12 protein-coding genes are annotated in these 17974 nt (G+C 65.0%); all 12 read left to right on the top strand.

The features are described 5' to 3' along the window. On the top strand, window positions 1–3983 hold a 3983-nt coding region (locus QHF83_RS50600; RefSeq protein WP_282425377.1), incomplete at its 5' end, for an RHS repeat-associated core domain-containing protein. Further along, window positions 3980–4303 carry a hypothetical protein gene (locus QHF83_RS50595; RefSeq protein WP_282425376.1) on the top strand — a complete coding sequence of 108 codons (324 nt, stop codon included), beginning with the start codon at window positions 3980–3982 and terminating at the stop codon, window positions 4301–4303. The genes QHF83_RS50600 and QHF83_RS50595, both read left to right, overlap by 4 nt. Before the next feature lie 18 nt (window positions 4304–4321). Then, window positions 4322–6793: a type VI secretion system tip protein TssI/VgrG gene (tssI, locus tag QHF83_RS50590; RefSeq protein ID WP_282425375.1), complete on the top strand. Its 2472-nt coding sequence runs from the start codon at window positions 4322–4324 to the stop codon at window positions 6791–6793. A gap of 97 nt (window positions 6794–6890) precedes the next feature. Then, window positions 6891–7766: a hypothetical protein gene (locus tag QHF83_RS50585; protein ID WP_282425374.1), complete on the top strand. Its 876-nt coding sequence runs from the start codon at window positions 6891–6893 to the stop codon at window positions 7764–7766. A 229-nt stretch (window positions 7767–7995) separates the two neighbouring features. Next, window positions 7996–9249, top strand: coding sequence for a serine/threonine-protein kinase (locus QHF83_RS50580; RefSeq protein ID WP_282425373.1), 1254 nt, complete (start codon window positions 7996–7998; stop codon window positions 9247–9249). A gap of 3 nt (window positions 9250–9252) precedes the next feature. After that, window positions 9253–10530, top strand: a complete 1278-nt coding sequence (locus QHF83_RS50575) for a hypothetical protein (protein ID WP_282425372.1) — start codon at window positions 9253–9255, stop codon at window positions 10528–10530. A gap of 17 nt (window positions 10531–10547) precedes the next feature. Continuing rightward, the gene (locus QHF83_RS50570; protein ID WP_282425371.1) at window positions 10548–11231 is read left to right on the top strand and encodes a VWA domain-containing protein; all 684 of its coding nucleotides are present in this window, start codon (window positions 10548–10550) and stop codon (window positions 11229–11231) included. Between the two features lie 101 nt (window positions 11232–11332). Further along, window positions 11333–12538 (top strand): protein phosphatase 2C domain-containing protein, encoded by a 1206-nt coding sequence (locus QHF83_RS50565; RefSeq protein WP_282425370.1) that lies wholly within the window; start codon window positions 11333–11335, stop codon window positions 12536–12538. Window positions 12539–13917: 1379 nt separating this feature from the next. Continuing rightward, a complete protein-coding gene (locus QHF83_RS50560) occupies window positions 13918–14745 on the top strand; it encodes a serine protease (RefSeq protein WP_282425369.1) in 828 nt (275 codons plus the stop codon). Then, window positions 14742–15350, top strand: a complete 609-nt coding sequence (locus tag QHF83_RS50555; RefSeq protein WP_282425368.1) for a hypothetical protein — start codon at window positions 14742–14744, stop codon at window positions 15348–15350. The genes QHF83_RS50560 and QHF83_RS50555 overlap by 4 nt, the downstream gene beginning before the upstream one ends. 1131 nt (window positions 15351–16481) lie before the next feature. Then, a complete protein-coding gene (locus QHF83_RS50550; protein ID WP_282425367.1) occupies window positions 16482–16775 on the top strand; it encodes a hypothetical protein in 294 nt (97 codons plus the stop codon). 1069 nt (window positions 16776–17844) lie between these two features. Beyond that, a partial coding sequence (locus tag QHF83_RS50545; RefSeq protein WP_282425378.1) for a transposase occupies window positions 17845–17974 on the top strand: 130 nt, incomplete at its 3' end.

Genomic DNA, 17974 nt, shown 5'->3' with positions numbered 1-17974 from the left:
ACGGTTATTGTGCGGCTGCGACGAACCCGCCGAGCGCACGCCGGCGCGGCGAGCATGCGCGTGCCGCGCACGTGGCGCCTGCCATGGGCGCGGATGGTCGTCCAGACGGTGGTGGGCGAGGACTTACCGTCAACGGCCTCCCCGCCGCCACGGTCGCCACCGACGTCCTCGGCCTCGCGCACTCGCCGATGCCGCCCGGCGCCGTCTTCGCCCCCAACGACGTGCCCGACAACGCCGGCACCCTCGTCACGGGAAGCCAGAGCGTCTACTTCGCAGGCCTCTCCGCGGGCCGCACAGGCTCGCTCGTGTCGAGCTGCAACTACCCCGTGAACGCGCCGACGTCATCGGCCATCGCGGTCCCCGCGGGACCCCCGGTCGATGTCGGCGGACCGGACGCATTCAGCGCAGCGGCAGCCATCATGCGCGGAGCGCGTACGAAGTGGACCTCGAACGCCTTGCACAGCGCCTTCCGCATCGGGCCGCGAACGCGCATGAGCAAGTTTATTTGCACCCTGACCGGGCATCCCGTGGATGTCATGACGGGCGAAGTCCTGACGGATGCCGTCGATTTCGTCCTACCGGGTCCGCTACCCCTCGTATTTGAGCGGAATTACTATAGTAACGACGAGACCGAAGGAGCGCTCGGACGGGGATGGAGCCATTCGCTGGAGGCGTGCGTCGACGAGAAACGCCTCCGGGAGGGTGATCTCAGCTTCGACCTGCGGCTCCCGGACGGACGTGTGGCGCGGCACCTCGCGCTCGACGTGGGTGCAAAAGAATGGCGCGACCAGGACCGATATTGGTTATCCCGCGACGATGACGGCTATACCCTGGAGTTTATCGCGGGCATCAAGTACCGCTTCGAGCGCGTCCGCGGTGCGTCGGCAACGCACCCCCTCGTGCGCATCGAGGATCGGAACGGTAACGCGATCGCGCTTCGTTACCGTTCCGGCGACCTCGCGGAGGTGACCGATAGCGCGGGGCGGGAGCTGCGCTTCTCGATGGTAGGAAAGCGGCTCGGCATGATCCGCGTACGCCGCTCCGGGTCCGGTGGCGACGAGCTGCACACCCTTGTCCGGTTCACGTACCACCGCGACGGCTACCTCGCGACCGCAGAGGATGCCGCTGCGCGCGCCGTACAGTACAAGTACAAGGGCGGCGTGCTCGTACAGGAGACCCTGCGCACCGGGGTATCGTTCCATTTCGTCTATGACTGGTACGCGCCCGGGGGATACTGCATCCACACATGGGGCGAGGGTCCGGGCATCGAGGGGCGCATTTACGAGCGGAAACTCACCTACCACAAGGAACAATTCGCCACGGTCGTCGAGGACGGGCGGTGCGGACGCACGCAATACTTCGGCAACGGAGACGGCCTCGTCGAGCGCGAGATCGATCCGATGGGCGTGGAGCGCCGGTACGAATGGAACGAGCGATTTTGGAAGGTCGCCGAAATCGACGGGCTCGGGCGTCGGACGGAATGGAGCTACGACGAGCGAGGCAATGTGCTCTGCGAGCGCGACGCGCTTGGTCAGGAGACGCGGTTCACCTATAACAAGCTGGCGCTCCCCGTCGGCCGCGTCGATGCCACGGGCGCGCTTTGGCGCTCCTTTTACGATGACCGAGGCAACCGGCTCCGCGACGTCGACCCGCTCGGCTGCGAGCGTCGCTTCTGCTATGACCGCCGAGGCTTGTGCATCGAGGCACACGACGAGCTGGGCCGTGTGACGCGGTTCGAGTTCGACGCGCACGGCAACGCCGTCTCGGCTCGAACGCCTGGGGGTGGTTTCACGCGGCGCGAGTTCGACGATCTCGGGCGCCTGGTGAAGCTCGTCGACGCCCGCGGCGTGGAGCATCGTTTCGATCTTGACGCTTGCGGGCACGTGGTGCGCGCCGAGCGCTCCGATGGCGCGTGGATGCGCATGAAACGCGACGCCGACGGAAACGTGATCGAGAGCGAAGACGAGGCGCGGCGGTTCTGGCGTTACACCTACGTCGGCACGGGGCAACTGGCCCGGCAAGTGGATCCAGAGGGTGGCGAGGTGCGCCTGCGCTACGACGGGGAAGAGGACCTCGTCGCCGTGACGAACGAGGCCGGAGAGACCCATCGCATCGAGCGCGACAAGGCCGGACGCGTTGTGCGCGAGGTCGGATTTGATGGGCGCGTGACCGAGTGTCTCCGGGACCGGGTGGGGAAGACGAAGCGAATCACCACGGCCGCGGGGAAGAAGCTTGGGATCGAGCGCGACGCGCTGGATCGCATCGTGCGGATCACCATGCCGGGGCCGATCCCCCCGGGCGACGTACTCCCGTCCGTCGAAGCGACCGAATACGCCTACGATGCCCGGGGCGACATCGTGCGGGCCAAGAACGCCGCGATCGAGCTGCACTTCGTTCGTGATGCATGCGGGCGCGTCGTCGAGGAGCGCGCGGGCGACGTCGTAATAACCAGCGCGTTCGACGCGGTGGGCGCACGGGTGCGTGTGCAAACGAGCCTCGGACACGAGGCTCATTTCGGCTTCGACCGCGCGGGCGAGCTCGAGCTCGTCTCCTTCGGGCATGACGGGCGCTTCGGCGACTTCGCCGAGACCGCGCTGCGTGCGGGGGCGGCGTCCCTGCGCGCGCCCTGGAAGGCAACGATCGAGCGGGACGCGCACGGTGACGAGATCGCGAGGCGGATGCCCGGAGGAGTGACGAGCGCGTGGGGATGGGATCGCGTCGGGCGCCCCGCGGCGCGGGCCGTTGTCGGGAGTGACGTGGAGATCGAGCAGCTCTATCGCTGGAAGACCGACACGGAGCTTGCCGCGGTGGAGGTGAGCGAGGGTCAGGAGATCAGCTTCGGTCACGATGGGCGTGGATACCTCATCGCCTCGACTCTCCCCGACGGTCGCACGTTCCACCGTCCCGTCGATGAGGTAGGCAACGTGTACCGCTCCGAGGACCGCTCGGATCGTCGTTACGGCGCTGGTGGGCGGATCGAGGTGGCCGACGGCGTGCAGCTCGTCCACGACAAGGCCGGCAACCTTGCCGAGCGCGTGCTGCCCGATGGGCGCCGCTGGCGCTACGAGTGGAACGCGCTCGACCAGCTCGTCGCCGTGGTCCGGCCCGACGGGAAGCGCGTGACGTTCGCCTACGATCCATTCGGACGGCGCGTGTGGAAGGAGAACGGCGGGACGCGGACGCGGTACGTGTGGGACGGGGACGACCTGGTGCACGAGCTGCGGGACGGCGCGCCCGTCGAGACGTGGCTGTGGGATCCGGGCGGCTTGTGTCCATCGGCGAAGGCCGTCGGGGCGGAGCGGTTCGCGGTGGTCGCGGACCATCGCGGGGCGCCGTTGGTCCTGCTCGACGAAAAGGGGGATCCCGCATGGCACGGCGGGATCGATCCTTTCGGCGCGGCGCATGTCGAAGCGGCGAGGACGACGTGCCCGTGGCGGTTTGCAGGGCAATACGCGGACGAGGAGACGGGGCTTTCTTACAATCGGTTTCGATACTACGATCCGACGCTCGGTCAATATATCTCTCCAGATCCGATCGGGCTGGAGGGTGGGCTCGGGCAGTATGCTTACGTGAAGGAGCCGTGGGCCTTCGTTGATCCTCTGGGACTCTCCTGCAAGAAGCCGAAATCAGCATACTCGGTCGCGTTCGAGGTACGGCTGCCTCCGAGTCTCTGGGGACGAGGGCACAAGAAGCATATACAGGCCGCAAACCGCATGCTCGACGATGCTGTCACTGTAAATCCTTCTCTTGGTCAATTGCTCAACAATCTGATTCCGGACCTGTCCAAATCGGTTTCGCAAGCTGGGGGGCGGTCCACCCCCCAGGGCATGGTTTGGCATCATGTGCAGGCCGAGGCGGGAGTGATGCACCTCGTCCCCCTTTCACAGCACACGCCGGGATCCCAATTCTGGAACGCGTTACACCCCAACGGATACGGCGGCTACGCCGATTGGGCGAGAATCTTCGGAGCCCCAAAGCGATGACCAAGTTCATTGTCACCCATCGATACGGCAACGAAGAACGTTGGACGGATTCACGCTTAATTCCGCAGCTAGTGGGCGAGCTGGACGACTCGGAGGACGTCGAGCACCCATGCGTGGCGGTTGCAGATGAATCTGGGCTTGCGCTCTCCGCTTATGTCGACGGCCAAGTCATTTATGAGAACGTGGAGGATGACGAGTCGATCCCACGTTGCCTCGTAGGAATCACGCGACGAGACCAGATCCGCCTTCTCACCGCGCTCGCGGAGGGGCGGCTTGACGAGCTAGAAGCCGAAAATTGGTGGCATTGGCCACCGGAATGAATGGCCACAGGATCCACCATGCAATTCGGCCTTGAGTCCCTCCAATCCGGCATCGGTGCTCTCCAGACCGTTGGCGACTTACTCGAAAAGCTACGCGCCCTCTTCGGGGGCGCGCACCCCGACTTCACGTTTGCCCGTGAGGGGGGCTCCTGGTCCGAGTTGCTCGTCGTCCGCTTCACCGCAAGGGAGGCGATTTCGAGGCCGTTCCGATACGACATCACGCTCCTCCATCGCGCAGCCCCAGGATCCATCGACCTCGACGAGCTGCTCGGCGCTCGCGCATGCCTCCGCATCGCGACTCTCACGGCCCCCGGATATCGCATCGTTCACGGTGTCGTCACCGAGGCCGTCGAACTCACGACAGTGCCCGATGGGATGCTCTATCGCGTCATTCTGGAGCCACCGCTCGCGCTCGCCGAGCGGCGTACGCGCTCACGCGTGTTTCTCGACAAGACGCTCCGCCAGATCATCGACGCAACGCTCGCGCCCTACTTCACCCGCAGCGACGGCGCACGCGGGCACGGCGACGACGATCACCCCGATGCCTACACACCTGCCGAGGGCCGCTTTTGCTACCGCGTCACGGAGCCCACGCGGCTCGACGATCCGACCGCGCGCCCGTACTGCGTCCAGTACGACGAGAGCGACTTCGCGTTCCTCTCGCGTATCCTTGAAGATGAGGGCATCGCTTACCATTTCGAGCACGGGCCGGGGACGTGTCTGGTGGTGCTCTCCGACGGCGACGAGGGTAAGACGCGCCTCGACCCATTCGCGGCTCTTGGGCCCGGCGTGGCGGGTCGAGATGTGACTGCGATTCACCTCGGCGGGCGCCTGCGACCCAAGGCCGTACGCCTCGCTGATTTCGACTGGCGGAAGCCATCTCTCGCGATGCGCGCGGAGGCTGGGCAGCACGAAAAGCTCTACGAGCATCGCTACCCCGGAGAATTCGTGGACCGGCCCGCGCTCGGCGCACCGCTCGCGCGTGCGCGTCTCGACCGGTTCGCCACGGAGGCCGCCTACGCCACGGGTTCGGGCGGCGTGCGCGTGCTCTCCGCCGGCGCTGTGTTCAAGCTCGACCTCGACGGCTCCCACCATGACGGCGAGTACCTCGCGACGGCATTGGAGCTGCGCGCGGAGCAGGCCGGGGTGGTGTCGCAGTCCTCGGACTCCATGCACGAGCCGTTTAGCGTGTCTTTCGAACTCGTGCGCCGTGGGAAGGGCTCGCGCGTCGCTCCCTCGCGCTTCCGGCCGGAGCGAGTGACGCCGAAGCCAAAGGTACGCGGCGCGCAAACGGCATTCGTGACTGACGAACCGGGAGCGCGTGGAGCCGAGGTCCACGTAGGCGGCCCGCAGGGAGCCGAGATCGGATGCGTGCGCCTCCGGTTCGCGTGGGATGACGACCCCGAGCGGCACGTGAAAGAGCCCACGTCATGCTGGGTTCGCGTGAGCCACCTTTTCGCGGGCGCTGGGCGTGGAGCGCTGTTCCATCCTCGCGTGGGCGACGAGGTGATCGTCGACTTCCTGGACGGCGACCCGGACCGGCCGATCGTGACGGGCCGCGTCTACAACGGCGCGAACCTGCCCCCCGCCGATGCCAAGGGCGCGGCGACCGTGAGCGCGCTCCGTTCGCTCGCGACGCCAGGCGGGGGCGTTATGAATGAGATCGCATTCAATGATACGCGGGGCCGGGAGCAGTTTGCGCTGCACGCAGGCCGTGATATGTCCACGTACGCCGGGAACGATCGAGCCGAGACGGTCACGAATAATGCAAGTTCGCGCGTCGGGGTCGACCGGAGCGAGAACACCGGCGCAAATCGCAGCACGGACGTGGGTGGCAACAATACCGAACACGTCGGCGGAAATGAAAGCGTTGCTGTCGACGCGAATCAGCGCACGGCCATCGGCGCGAGCCTGTCGTTGGCGGTGGGAGCCAATCGTGATGCGTCCATCGCCGCGAACGATTCGACGACGATCGGTGGCGCGCAATCCCTCACGGTGGCAGCTTCACGCAGCGTCAACGTGGGCGCGGACGAAGCGCACAACATCGCAGGCAGGGTGAGCGAATCCGTCGGCGGCAATGCGTCTCACGCGGTCGGCGGAAGCTCTTCGATGGTTGTGGCAGGCAGCGATTCGCAGAACGTGGGTGGCAGTCGCAATGTAACCATCGGCGGAAGCCTGCTAGAGGCGATCGGCGCGGCCATTGTCCGGCGCGTCGGCGCGAGCGCGGCGAGCGCCGTGGGCGCCGACGCATCCCTCGCGACAGGGGGAAGCGTGAACCTCACGGCAGGCGGCAGCGCGAACATCTGCGCGGACGCTAGCATCGGTATGCAAGCCCCGGCGATAAGCGTAAGTGCTGACGGCGAAATCACGCTCGCTGGGGGCGGAAGCGCGATCGTGATCGGGCCTTCGGGGATCACGCTGCAAGGGCCCTCGATCGCGATCGGGGGCGGGACCGTGGACGTGAAAGCAGGGCTGGTAAAGCTCAATTGACGGAGGCGTCATGGATCCAGTGTCCGCGGCGGCGCATCGATTCGGGCAGGAGGTCGGCGAATTCCTGCGCACACCGCATGCGCGGAGCCTTCGCATCGTGGCGGACGTCGAGCGGCGCCGTGATGTGATCAAGGCACTGCGGCTGATCGAGCATGCTCCCGACAACCGCTGGCCGGTGTTCGTTTTCGACGAACCCTTCGAGGACGCGCGGCTCTACTTCCTAGCGCTCGCCCGCGCCGTCGTCGCGCAGTACGAGCAGATCCGGGCGCAGGCGGGCGCCGCGGGCGTCGAGCTGCCGGAGCATGACCACGGTGCAGAAGGCGATCCGATCGAGCGCGCCGGGGTCGCCGTGGCACGCGTAGCTGCGAGCCTTGCGCAGCTCGTCGACGGCGTGCTCGTCGCCCTGGTGCCGGGGCGCGTGCTCGATGTCCAGGCGTTCCGGGCCGCCTTCCGGGCCTTGTCGCAGCTACCACTGCCGCCCAGCGTGCGGTTCCTCGTGCTTGGCGACGTAGGCGATCTCGATGCCCGGGCGCGTTTCGAGGTTCCACGCGATCGGCTCTTCGCGTTCCTCCAGGCGCTCGCGCCGGAGCCTGCGGCGCGGCCGTTGAGGGCCTCGATGCTGGCGGCGTGGAAGGCGCTCGGGGCAGGCGACACGCTCGGCGCGGAGCGCGCGCTGGCTAGAGCCGTCGAGCTCTGTCGTGCCAGGGGACAAGCGCGGGAATTCGCGGCGGCGCTCTTCGGGCTTGTGGGCGCGGCGCTGGCGCGAGGTGACACGGAGCGCGCGCGTGACCTCCTCACGGATGCGGCGCTGCGTGCGGAGCGGATGGGGCTTGCTTCGCAGGCCGAGCAGGCTTGGAAGGGACTGGCGTCCCTCGCGAAGGCGTGCGACGCGGAGGAGCTGGCGGACATCGCGGGTGAGGCGACAAAGCGGGCGCACGAGGCCCTGGCCATGGGCAAACGGACGAGGCCCTGATCGTCACAGAACTGGCGGCGCGTTCGGAGCGCACGTCGGAAGCCCAGGGGTAGAGCCGTCCGGCGGGGTTGCAGGAGCTATGAACCGCCGCCTTGGGTGGACGGGAGAAACAGATCTCTGTTGACAGGCTACTGTTTGCTCCGCTTATACTGGTCAAGCCACAGACGACTCACCCTTGTGAGTTACTATGATCCAGCCTGGTACATCGGTTAACAACAGGTACCAGATTGTGAAGCCGCTCGATCAGGGCGGGATGGGCGCTGTCTACGAGGTGCTGGACACGCGCGGCGGGCAGGCGCTCGCGCTGAAGCTGATGCATGGCCTGCTCGCGCGAGACCCTGAGTTCCTCAGCCGCTTCGAGCAAGAGATACGAATCGGTCGTGCCATCAAGAGCGAGCATGTCGTGGAGGTCCTTGATCACGGGGTCGACCAGATGCTCGGCCCGTACTTCGTCATGGAGCTCTGCCCAGGGGAGAGCCTGCATGCATATGTCGACCGCGTAGGCCGATTGGGGGCGAACGAGGCGAGAACCATCCTGGAGCAGGTTGGCGAAGCGCTCGCGCGTGCCCACGCGGCGAGCGTCGTCCATCGTGATCTCAAGCCGGCCAACGTCTTGCTCGTCGGGTCTTCGCGTACCGTCAAGGTCCTTGATTTTGGCGTCGCAAAGGTTACGGGCTACGCCTCACAGGCGGGCAACTCGCGGGCCATCGGCACGCCGGCCTGGATGGCCCCCGAGCAATTCAGCGCCGGGGATTGGATCGACCCGCGAACGGACATCTGGGCTTATGGCCTGCTCGCCTTCTACGTGCTCGTGGGCCGGACCTTCTGGCGCGCAGCCGTTGGACAGGACGCGGAGATCATCAGAGAGATCTGCGTCGATCGTCTGCCGCGCGCTTCGGCGCGAGCAGCGGAGCTCGGCGCGCCCGCGACGCTGCCGCAGGGCTTTGATGACTGGTTCGCTGCGTGTGTGAACCGCGAGCGCGTAGCTCGCTTTGGAAACATGGCCGCCGCCCTCGCGGCGCTCCGCAGCGTGTTCCCCATGAAAGTCAAGTTGATCAATCCAGTGACACCGCCGCCGTCGGCGGTCGCTCCAATCAACCCTGAGGATACAGAGATTCAGGCAGCCATCGACGCGCTCGCGCAGCGCCTTCCCGCCGCTTTGGCAGCCATGGATCCGCCCGCGCCTATCCAGCAACCCCCGCGGGCACAGAAACTTGCCAATCAGTGGATTCAGGCGCCGCCACAAATATCCGCCATTCCTGCCGTCGGGTCGCCCCGCGCAACGCCTGTGGTCCAGCCGCCGCCGATACCTGTCGTGCGTGCCTCCTCCCAAAATGCTCGGCCTGTGCTCATCGTTTTCGCCGCGGTCGGCGGGATCGTTGCCATGGTCCTCGTGGCGCTCTCCATCCTGGTCTTGTTTTCGATCGTGCGCGGTCCGCCGGCCCCCGATGGTGGAGCAGGATCGCCCGAAGGGGAGTTTTGAACGATGGCCGAGCTGATCGCCGAAACCTTCCGCCAGCTCGAGGGGACCACGCATAAGCTTGATGGCATTAGGCTGTTTTTCGAGCCTAGTAAATCCAAGCGACCGGCCGCCCGGCGCGGCGGGGAGGGGTATGTCGCGCCCGTGCGGGTCATGCGGGATGGCGCGGCGAGTTATAGCCCGCCGGCAATGCTCAAGGTCTTCTTCAGCCCTACGGTCGAGCGCTACAAGAGGTGCCTGTTCCTGAGCCGGCTCGAGCTTTCGACGCTACCACTTCGTTATGATTGCTTCGCTGCCGCCCCTACCGGGTGGTTGAGCGGCGAGTTGAGTGTTCCGAACGAAGGGACGTTGAGCTTCAAAGGCTGCCTTTCGCCTCTTGTCGAGGGGGAGACGCTCGAGGCTCTCCTCGTGGACGATTGCACGCTACCAACCAGGATTGCGCTGGCGCGACAGCTTTGCATCGCCGTCGAAGTGCTCGAGGGGATTCGATTTGTGCATGCCGATCTCGCGCCCCGCAACGTCGTGGTCATGGGCGCGGACACGGCCGAGCCTCGACTGCGCCTCGTTGATTATGATGGCTTTTATCATCCGGACGTCCCCCTCGTGCCGAAGGGCTCAGGAGGCAGGACGTGGGGCACACCCGGCTATCGCGCGCGCAGCTTCGTGGAGGGGGACGAGAATTCGGTCGTAAACTCCGATCGCGTCGCGCTCGCGGCCCTGGTCATGGAGATAGTTACGCGACAACCCGAGGACGACGCGCACCTGGGGGAGACGTTCCTAGAGCAGGAGGCCATCGAAAGAGGCGACCCTGGTCTGCCTGCCGATATCGTATCTCGATGGCCCGAGGGGTTCGATATGCTGAGGCACGCGATCCTCGCGCCTGATGCTGCCCTCGCGCCATCGCCGAGGCAATGGCGTGTGACCCTCGACACCATGCTCAACGCAGCGTCCATGCCTGCACCGGGACCTTTAAGCGCGCGGCAACCGGGGCCGCAGCGCTTCCGAGTGCAAGTCAGCCGAGGAAAAGAAGAATATCGCGAATGCGCGCTTCAGCTCCCGACGGGCTCCTTTGCGCAGGTCGCTCCCGAACTCTCGTGGCTTTCGTATTCGATGACCGGAAATAACTTCCTCATCGCAGGTATGGCTCCCCCGTCGCCGCGCCTTTACATACGGCACGGGAGCCCGGACGCAGAGCTTGGATTACCTTACAAGGGCTCCGTGCGCGAGCAGGTCGCGCCCGGCAGCGTCATCATTTTTGGACAAATCACGATCTGGTTGAGCTGACGCGAGGAGGCTGGGCGATGAACGACGTGCTCACGAAAAAGATTACCTCCAAGAGCCCCATGCACATGGTGCTCGTGGTCGATGACAGCGGCTCGATGCGCGGCGACCCCGCGGCCCTGGCGACCAAGGCGCTGCGAGCCTGGGTCAGCGAGCTCGATGTCGCGACCCAAGGCACACGCCCCTATTTCCGATTCTCGCTCATTCAGTTCGGCTCGCAGCCGACGATCGTGGCGGAGAACCTCGACGTGCGAAAGGTCGACGTCACAGATTTTCAGCTCGCCGGTGAGAGCGGCTCGACGAATCTCGCTGCGGCGCTCAACGCGGCGCGGGAGGTCCTCCTCCGGGACGGGGCCACGAGCGCCCATTGTCCTCCGTTCGTTTTTCTCTTCACCGACGGTCACCCGACGGACAGTAATGGTCACACCAGCGAGGCGGCGACCCAGGCCGCGCTCGACGCGGCGGGCGCGCTGAAAGTCTTGCCCTTGCCCTGTGGCTCGCCCTTTCTTGTGGCGCTCGGCTACGGCGACATCAATGACGACAACATGCGGAAGCTCGCGTCCCGGCCGGATCTTTATCACCGCCTTCCCAACATGGCCGCGCTCGTCAAGGTGCTTCCTAGCATCGGCACCCCAACCGTCCAAGGCGGCGGCACGGTCGGCACGTTCGTCGCGCAAATCGCGGGTGGCATCCAGGAGCGCTAATGAGTTGGCACAAGCCTGATCGCGGAGGCGGACCGAGGGCTGCCGAGCAGAGCGCATCGGACCAAGGGCCGCTCGCGCAAGAGACGCGCCCTCGGTTTGTCTTGGAGCGATCGCGCTTGACGTGTCAGCTCTTCATCCGCAGCCACGAGCCGCTCGTTGCCCTGACGCACGCGCCGGAGAAGTCCAAGCTCGAAAGGACCGTCATTGACGCTGACCTCCAGAACGAAGCGCCGGCGCCTGTCTCGGCCCCGTCGACGGACCCTCACCGCTCGGAGTTGCGCCGCCCCCTCGACGCCACGCTGCTCGATAACGCCACGCAGCCCGCGCAGCACGCGCAGCAGGGGCCGCCAGATCCACCTCTGCCACGCGGATTCTCGGCAATGTGCGTGGAGCCCCGGGATCCGAGGCAGCGCCGGTTCGGGAGCGCCTCGCACCCGGGCCCTCAGGAAATCGCGCAGGACAAGGGCAATCAAGATTTCGCCTTTCACCTAGAGGTCGACGCGAAGGGCGACGCTCCCTGGGTCCTCTGCGGCGTCGCCGATGGGGTCGGCCAGGCGACCTGGTCCGCCCGGGCCGCGCGTCATGCCGCGGCGGGCTTCATCGAGGCCTTCGCTGATTTCGTCGATCACCCGAGCTTCCCGGCCACCCTGGAGGACCTGCTCGGCGACGTCTGGCACGCGCCGCTCTCCGAGCGCATTCACGCGCGAATCCTGGGTCGTATCGAAGAAGATAAGCGCCTGCTGCTCAAAGGCCGGTTCGTTGATCCCACCTGGGCGCCGGTCAATTTCGAGCGGATGTTCTGGTCCGGGGTCGACAGCGAGGAGCGTATACGCTCGAAATGGTTCCAGACCACGCTGCTCGCCGCGGCGCTGGGGCCGCACGGGGGGTTTGCCGTTTTCCTCGGAGACGGGTTTGTTCGCGTCGATAGAGTCTTCGAGGATGGGAGGTGGGAGTCCAGCGCCGGGCTGACACCTACGCGGGCGATTTCTATGGACCTTGGCGCTGCCGAAGTCGCCGCGGCGCTCACGCGCCTGCCTCCACGGGGCGCGGGGCGGCTCGGGGTCTTGATGACGACCGATGGTGTCTCGAATTCGACTCAGGAAGGGCTGACGAGGGCCATTGCCGGCTGCGACGTGATCCCAGGCTTCGAGGCGCGGCCGCCGCTCGAGCGAATCCATCCCACGGATTCGGCTGAATGCGCGCGCGTGGTCGAAACGCTCGCTTTGCTGCCGCCCGCTCTCGCAGATCGCGACAACATGAGCATCGCGTTTGCCCTTTGCGCGCTCGCCAGCGAGGCCAAGCGATGAGCGCGCATCCCTCGGGCGGAGTGCGGGTGCGCGTCTGGTTTGGTGCTGCCTCCTCGGCAGCCGCTGAGGCGGCGGCGCGAGGGGCTTATGACGCCGCTAGTCGTGGGGATGGGCCAGGAGGCGTGCTCGCTTCGTGGAAGCAGGCAGGGGTGAGGTTCCTTGGGCACCGTAATGGCCCAGCAGTCAAGACTGAGGCGGAGGCCATGGATTGGATCCGCACTGAGTCAGCGGAGTTGGAAGCCCGCGCGCCGCGCGAATTCGCGCCGAGGCGAAAGGCAGACGAAGTGGTCTTCGCCATCGTCTATGCACATTTCGACGCTCCCACCTCGCAGCCGCACACGCTTGAGGCGCTTGGCGCGCACCTGCTCAGCGAGGGCAGCCTAGGGATGGCGTTCGTTGCGTGCCGAGGTGCGTCTCGCACGACGCCAATTTGGTTTCAGCGGGCCTTCGTGTTATGGGCATTTCTCGTGATGGCGGTGGGGCTCTTCGGCGTGTGCCTCGCTTGGGACAGGCTGATCCAGCCGGTATCGCCACAGCCTGAGCATCCGAGGGGCTCCGCGCACACGCGCACCCCGGCGCCATCAAGCTCGCCTTCCGAAGCCGGCAATGGCCACGTTGACCCGCCCTCTAGCCCCAATCCGTTTTTAGTTCCAGCGTCCGGGTCGGCGAGCAGCAGAGCGCACGAAGAGACCGACTCAGACGCCGGCAGCGATCTGGACGCTGGTCTCATCGATGCAAGCCCGGCAGAAGCGGCAGACGCGGGCGCAGCGAACGCTGACGCGGGCAAGGAAGCGGCCCTGAAGGCGAACGAGGAGAAACAACGGCCTCGACCCGCGAACCGCGGCGCAGCGCCCAAACCGAAGGATTCCGCTACGACGGCGGCGCCGTCGGGCTCGGCATCAGGGAGATAGGCGGCGAGCCCATCAAGCCGAAAGGTGGTTTTCATGTCTGGCGATCGTCCTGATAAAGTCAAACTGGTCAACCCGAACCAGCCGCAGGCCACGCTTGGGGCACAGGATCAATCGGCCAGGGTGAAGCTCGTAAACGCGAATGTCGCTGCCGATTCGCACATCGTACCTAGGGAACCCCCCGTTGCCGCGACGGGCAAGGTCAAGCTGCAGAGGCACAATTTCGCGTCTGCTAATTCCCCGCCTTCGCCGCCAGCAATACCGCAACCGCTGGGGCCGGTGCCGACAGGGCCGATGCCGACAGTGCCAATAACGCCCGGGGCTGTGCCGCCGACGGTGCCGATCTCGCAACAAGAAATTCAAGGGATCTTGCGAGCGAATGTCCCACCTACGCCCTACCCACCCTATGCTCCCCCGACGCCCGCTAAAGGCCCGCCACCAGCAAGCCGCGGGCGGACGCGAGCAAGGAACGTGCTCTCGAGCCTTGCTCTCGCGCTTCTCGTAAGCTTGACTGTCGTGGCCGTTGTTTATGGCTCGAGCGTTTTCAAGCGGGAGAGCTCCGAGGCGGAGATCATCCCTGTGCCCTCGGGGTCGACGCCGGGGACGTTGCCCTCGCTGACGGTCGCTCCCACCTCGCCTAGCGTTGGCGTGCCAGGGGTCAGCACGCTCCTCGACGAGGCCACGCGCGCGCGCTTGAAAAACGCGACCGTGGTTGTGCGTGTGAGCGACGCATTGGGGCTTGGAGGCATGGGGAGCGGCTTCTTCATCTCGGAGGATGGGCTCATTGTCACCAATCACCACGTCATCGCCGGCGCTGGCCTGCTTCCGTCCGGCGTCTCGTTGCGTCTCCATGGTTGGGGTGCGGATATCGATGAGGTCTTTTGTGTCGCGGATGATCCACACTTGGACCTCGCGCTCTTGCGCGCGCCCTCCGCCAAGCCGCAAGCGGTCCTCGCGTTGTACCGCGGACCTCGCGTACCTGAAACGACGCCTGTCGCGGTGATTGGTCATCCCCAAGGAGAGCTCTGGTCCATCACGACGGGCGCGATCACGGGCTACCGCGAGTTGAATGGGCGACCCTTTTATGGAACGGACGCGAGGATCGAGCCGGGCAACAGCGGTGGCCCCGTGACGATACGACCCACGGGTGAGGTCATCGGCGTATCCGACTGGAAAATTCGTGGGTCGGAGCAGAACTATGCGATCCCGGTGGATGTGCTCGCAGAGTTCGTTCAGCAGCGGGGACAAGGCCCAGGGAAGCCTTGCGGTAAGAATACGCCGCGGAATGGGGCCCCATGAGCAGCGCCGGCATGAGGACGCCTCGCTTCGTGTGGGTCGTGGGCGTCGCCCTCATCGCTGCGTGTATGCTGGCGGCCGTGGCCATCGTCATGCTTTCGGAGAAAAACGAGCGACTCAAATCGTCTTCTCGGTTCTCGGAGTCGCGCCTCCTTGAGTTGGAAAACACGAGGGATGAGCAGTCGAAACAGCTAAGTGAAGCGAAGACCAAGATCGCCGACCTCGAAAAGAAGCTAGCCGCGCTGGAGGATCAAAAAAAGAGCCTGGAGGGGCAGCTCGCCGCGAGCCGCGCTGGGGCGCCGGTTCGAACCGTAGGAAATATCACCGCTACGTGGAGCGAAGATCGGGAGCGCGTCGCCTGGAAGGTACTGGTATCCAATCCCTCCACTAGCCCAGCGAACGTCCGTGCACAATACTACTGCTTCGGCGGCCCAAACGATCTCCAGTATCCTTTCGATGGCGTAGAGGAGCCCGTGCCGCCGGGGGAGACCAAAGAGATCGAGGACTCAGTCGCATTACGAAGCGAGTGCACTCGCAAGATTTTTGTTATCATCCTGTGGCATTCGAAGGCTTTGTCACGAGTCCCAGTGGCGATCTACGTGTGGTGACAGTCGAACAGCATCACCTCGACCCTGGGACATGGCGCGCGCTGCGCCAGCACTGGCAAGGCGCGCTCCGGGCCGCGCTCCGCGTCGGCGACCCCGCCCCGCTCCGCGCGTACGAACGATGCCTATGTCGGGGAGCTGGAGCGCGTTCGCGGAGCCACCACGCCGGAGCACGCGAGCCTGACGCGCGTCTGCGAGCGAGGCGCGCGCGCCGACGGGTTTGCCACGCTTGGCTTGCCCTGTCGCCGCCGTCCTCCATGTGGAGCGTGTCCTGCTGCGCTGCCGGGCGAACTGACAAGCGAGTCGCTTGCACTCAAAACGCGCCTGTGAGAGAGTTTGGAACGGCCAGATCGTGGTCATCGATGAAAAATCGGGAGTCGCTCATGCGGACGTTGATAGCTCTGATTTCATGCCTCAGCCTCAGCGCACTCGTCGCCTGTTCTTCAGAGCGCGTCTGCGCTCCTGGGTCAACGCAGGCGTGCCTTTGTGCAGAGGGGCCTCGCGGTGTGCAGTCCTGCGCATCTGACGGTGCACGTTGGGAGGCATGCGCCTGCTCGGCAGTGGGGACCGCTCCCGCAAATGCAGGCGCCAAGGTGGCAGATGCAGTTCCGCAGCCTCAGCAGCCGGCGGTGCCAAACCCTGGAGCGGTGGTGCAAGCACCGGCGAGAGCAGAAGAACCGGTGGGCCCGCAGCCGTACACCATCACGATTGTCTCTGCGGACTTGGTTCCCTCCAAACCCGATGGGCGCCCCTGGGATGCGGGCGACGGTCCACCGGATCCGGTGGTCGTTGTATCGGTCAAGGGAGCAGGGACCGGTGCTGTCAGGACGACCAAAAAGCAAGACAGCATAGCACCGACTTGGCGAGAATCGGGCCAAGTGACAATAAACCGGGGCGATCACCTCTCAATATCAATCATCGATAAGGATCTTGCAGACGATGACTTCATCGCGGGTTGGGATATGGAGTTTACCCGCCCTGGTAGGCAACGCTTGACCGATCCCACTCATTCAGTAAATGAGCTGATCTTTGATATTGCGGCTGCCGACGCCAAGTAGACCGAGTGGCGCTGCCATGCGCAACCTTGGGGCGTGAAACCGCCGAGATACACTCCCGCCCGGAACCGAGGCCCCCATGATCCCGTGCAGATTCATCTTCTCGTTCAAGAACGGCGGCGCGTCCGCTTCACTGAACTCAATCTTCCAGGTTCACACCGTCCCCCGCGTGGGCGAAACCATCTACCTTGGAAGTGCCGGACCCTCCATCGTGAAGGAAGTGGAACACGCCATCAATCCAGCAGACGGCACTCACGAGATCAGGGTCTACTATGAAGAGTCGCGCGCGGGCAGCAGGAACGCTCAACCGCGTACGCGCACGGCGCGCAGCAAGAAGAGCCGTCGCTCCCCGACGCGCGAGGACGCTCCCTGAACCGCTGGACGGCAAATGGCGCGCTGGTTGGTCCTAGTTACTGCGCTCTCGGGCTCTCTCCTCGCGGCAGCGGGCCGACCGACTACCCGCGGAGAAGCCGTCGCAGACGCCCCGGCGTCCCCTGGTCGACAGCGTCGTTCTAGGATCGGTTGGTCCGCGGACAGATTCGAGCCGCAGGAAATTTACTTCGGTAGGCACGGTGAGGGTTGTGCTAGCAGTGCCTTCGCAGTTGCGTCGTCAATCTTACCGCTGAGGGCACGCCAGCGCTCCGCCTCGGCGCGGTAGCACTCGGCCGCCGCTCGCTGAGAGACGACGTTTTTATATGTGTCAATGACCTGTGTATATCTGGTACTTAGTTCTTCAGGCTTCCAGTCCGCTCGAAGGCTAAGCTCACAAAGTCGGAAGTACGATTCCCTGAGAAACTCCACGTCCTCAGAGCGCTTTGCCATTACGACCACGCCATTGGATGCCTTGAGAGCTACGGCAGCCTCAATTTCCATATATCCCCCCTTGGCTTCGGTCGAGCGTTCCGAATTTCCTGCCGAATCAGGCGGTGGTTCGGAGCAGCTAACCACGGTGGTTTTATTGTTGTGCTGGTCAACGATAATGACACCACCTCGGCGATTAGAGTCGTAGGCAACCCAGTAGGGGCTTCCTGGCTCCAACTTCGTATAGCCCACGTATCCAGGGGTGGAGGCGCATCCGCCGCAAACGGCAGCAGTCAAGATCGCAAACGTCATTTGCAGTCGGCTCATGGGGACCCTCTCTCGTATAACTGTCGTGCCGTTACTAAGTGGGTAGAAAATGCTGCTACGAGGCAGCGCATGCACAGATGGCAACGGATCTCATACCTCGCCTGCCGTCCACAATGCAAGCGATCATCAACACGCCGGTCGGGGAGTCGCCGTAAGTTCCACCTTCCCACGACCCGCTCGTAACCGGAACACTAGAACTCATCCCATAAACCGTCCAGTAGGTCCATCAGCTCCAACATCCCACTTTGTAGGATCAATCGACGAGGTGCGGTCCAGCGGTCGGTACATTTTTCGTGCTGGCGACATATGCAGGTGTGGTGGACCTGACAGACCCTCAGTGGGCACTCCTCGAGCCTCTCATCCCTGCTCCGCGCGTGCGCGCCGATCGCCGCGGGAGGCCGTGGAAGGATGCGCGCGAGGTACTCAACGGCATCTTGTGGATCA

Origin of the sequence: Polyangium sp. 15x6, from assembly GCF_029960785.1 — a bacterium.
In the GTDB taxonomy this organism is placed as follows: domain Bacteria; phylum Myxococcota_A; class Polyangia; order Polyangiales; family Polyangiaceae; genus Polyangium.
This window is presented reverse-complemented; position numbering and strand designations above follow the sequence as displayed.

What these genes read in the sequence shown, in the direction of transcription:
- QHF83_RS50595 (WP_282425376.1), top strand. Translation starts at nt 3,980, where the DNA reads ATGACCAAGTTCATTGTCACCCATCGATACGGCAACGAAGAACGTTGG.
- tssI (WP_282425375.1), top strand. Translation starts at nt 4,322, where the DNA reads ATGCAATTCGGCCTTGAGTCCCTCCAATCCGGCATCGGTGCTCTCCAG.
- QHF83_RS50575 (WP_282425372.1), top strand. Translation starts at nt 9,253, where the DNA reads ATGGCCGAGCTGATCGCCGAAACCTTCCGCCAGCTCGAGGGGACCACG.
- QHF83_RS50570 (WP_282425371.1), top strand. Translation starts at nt 10,548, where the DNA reads ATGAACGACGTGCTCACGAAAAAGATTACCTCCAAGAGCCCCATGCAC.
- QHF83_RS50555 (WP_282425368.1), top strand. Translation starts at nt 14,742, where the DNA reads ATGAGCAGCGCCGGCATGAGGACGCCTCGCTTCGTGTGGGTCGTGGGC.
- QHF83_RS50550 (WP_282425367.1), top strand. Translation starts at nt 16,482, where the DNA reads ATGATCCCGTGCAGATTCATCTTCTCGTTCAAGAACGGCGGCGCGTCC.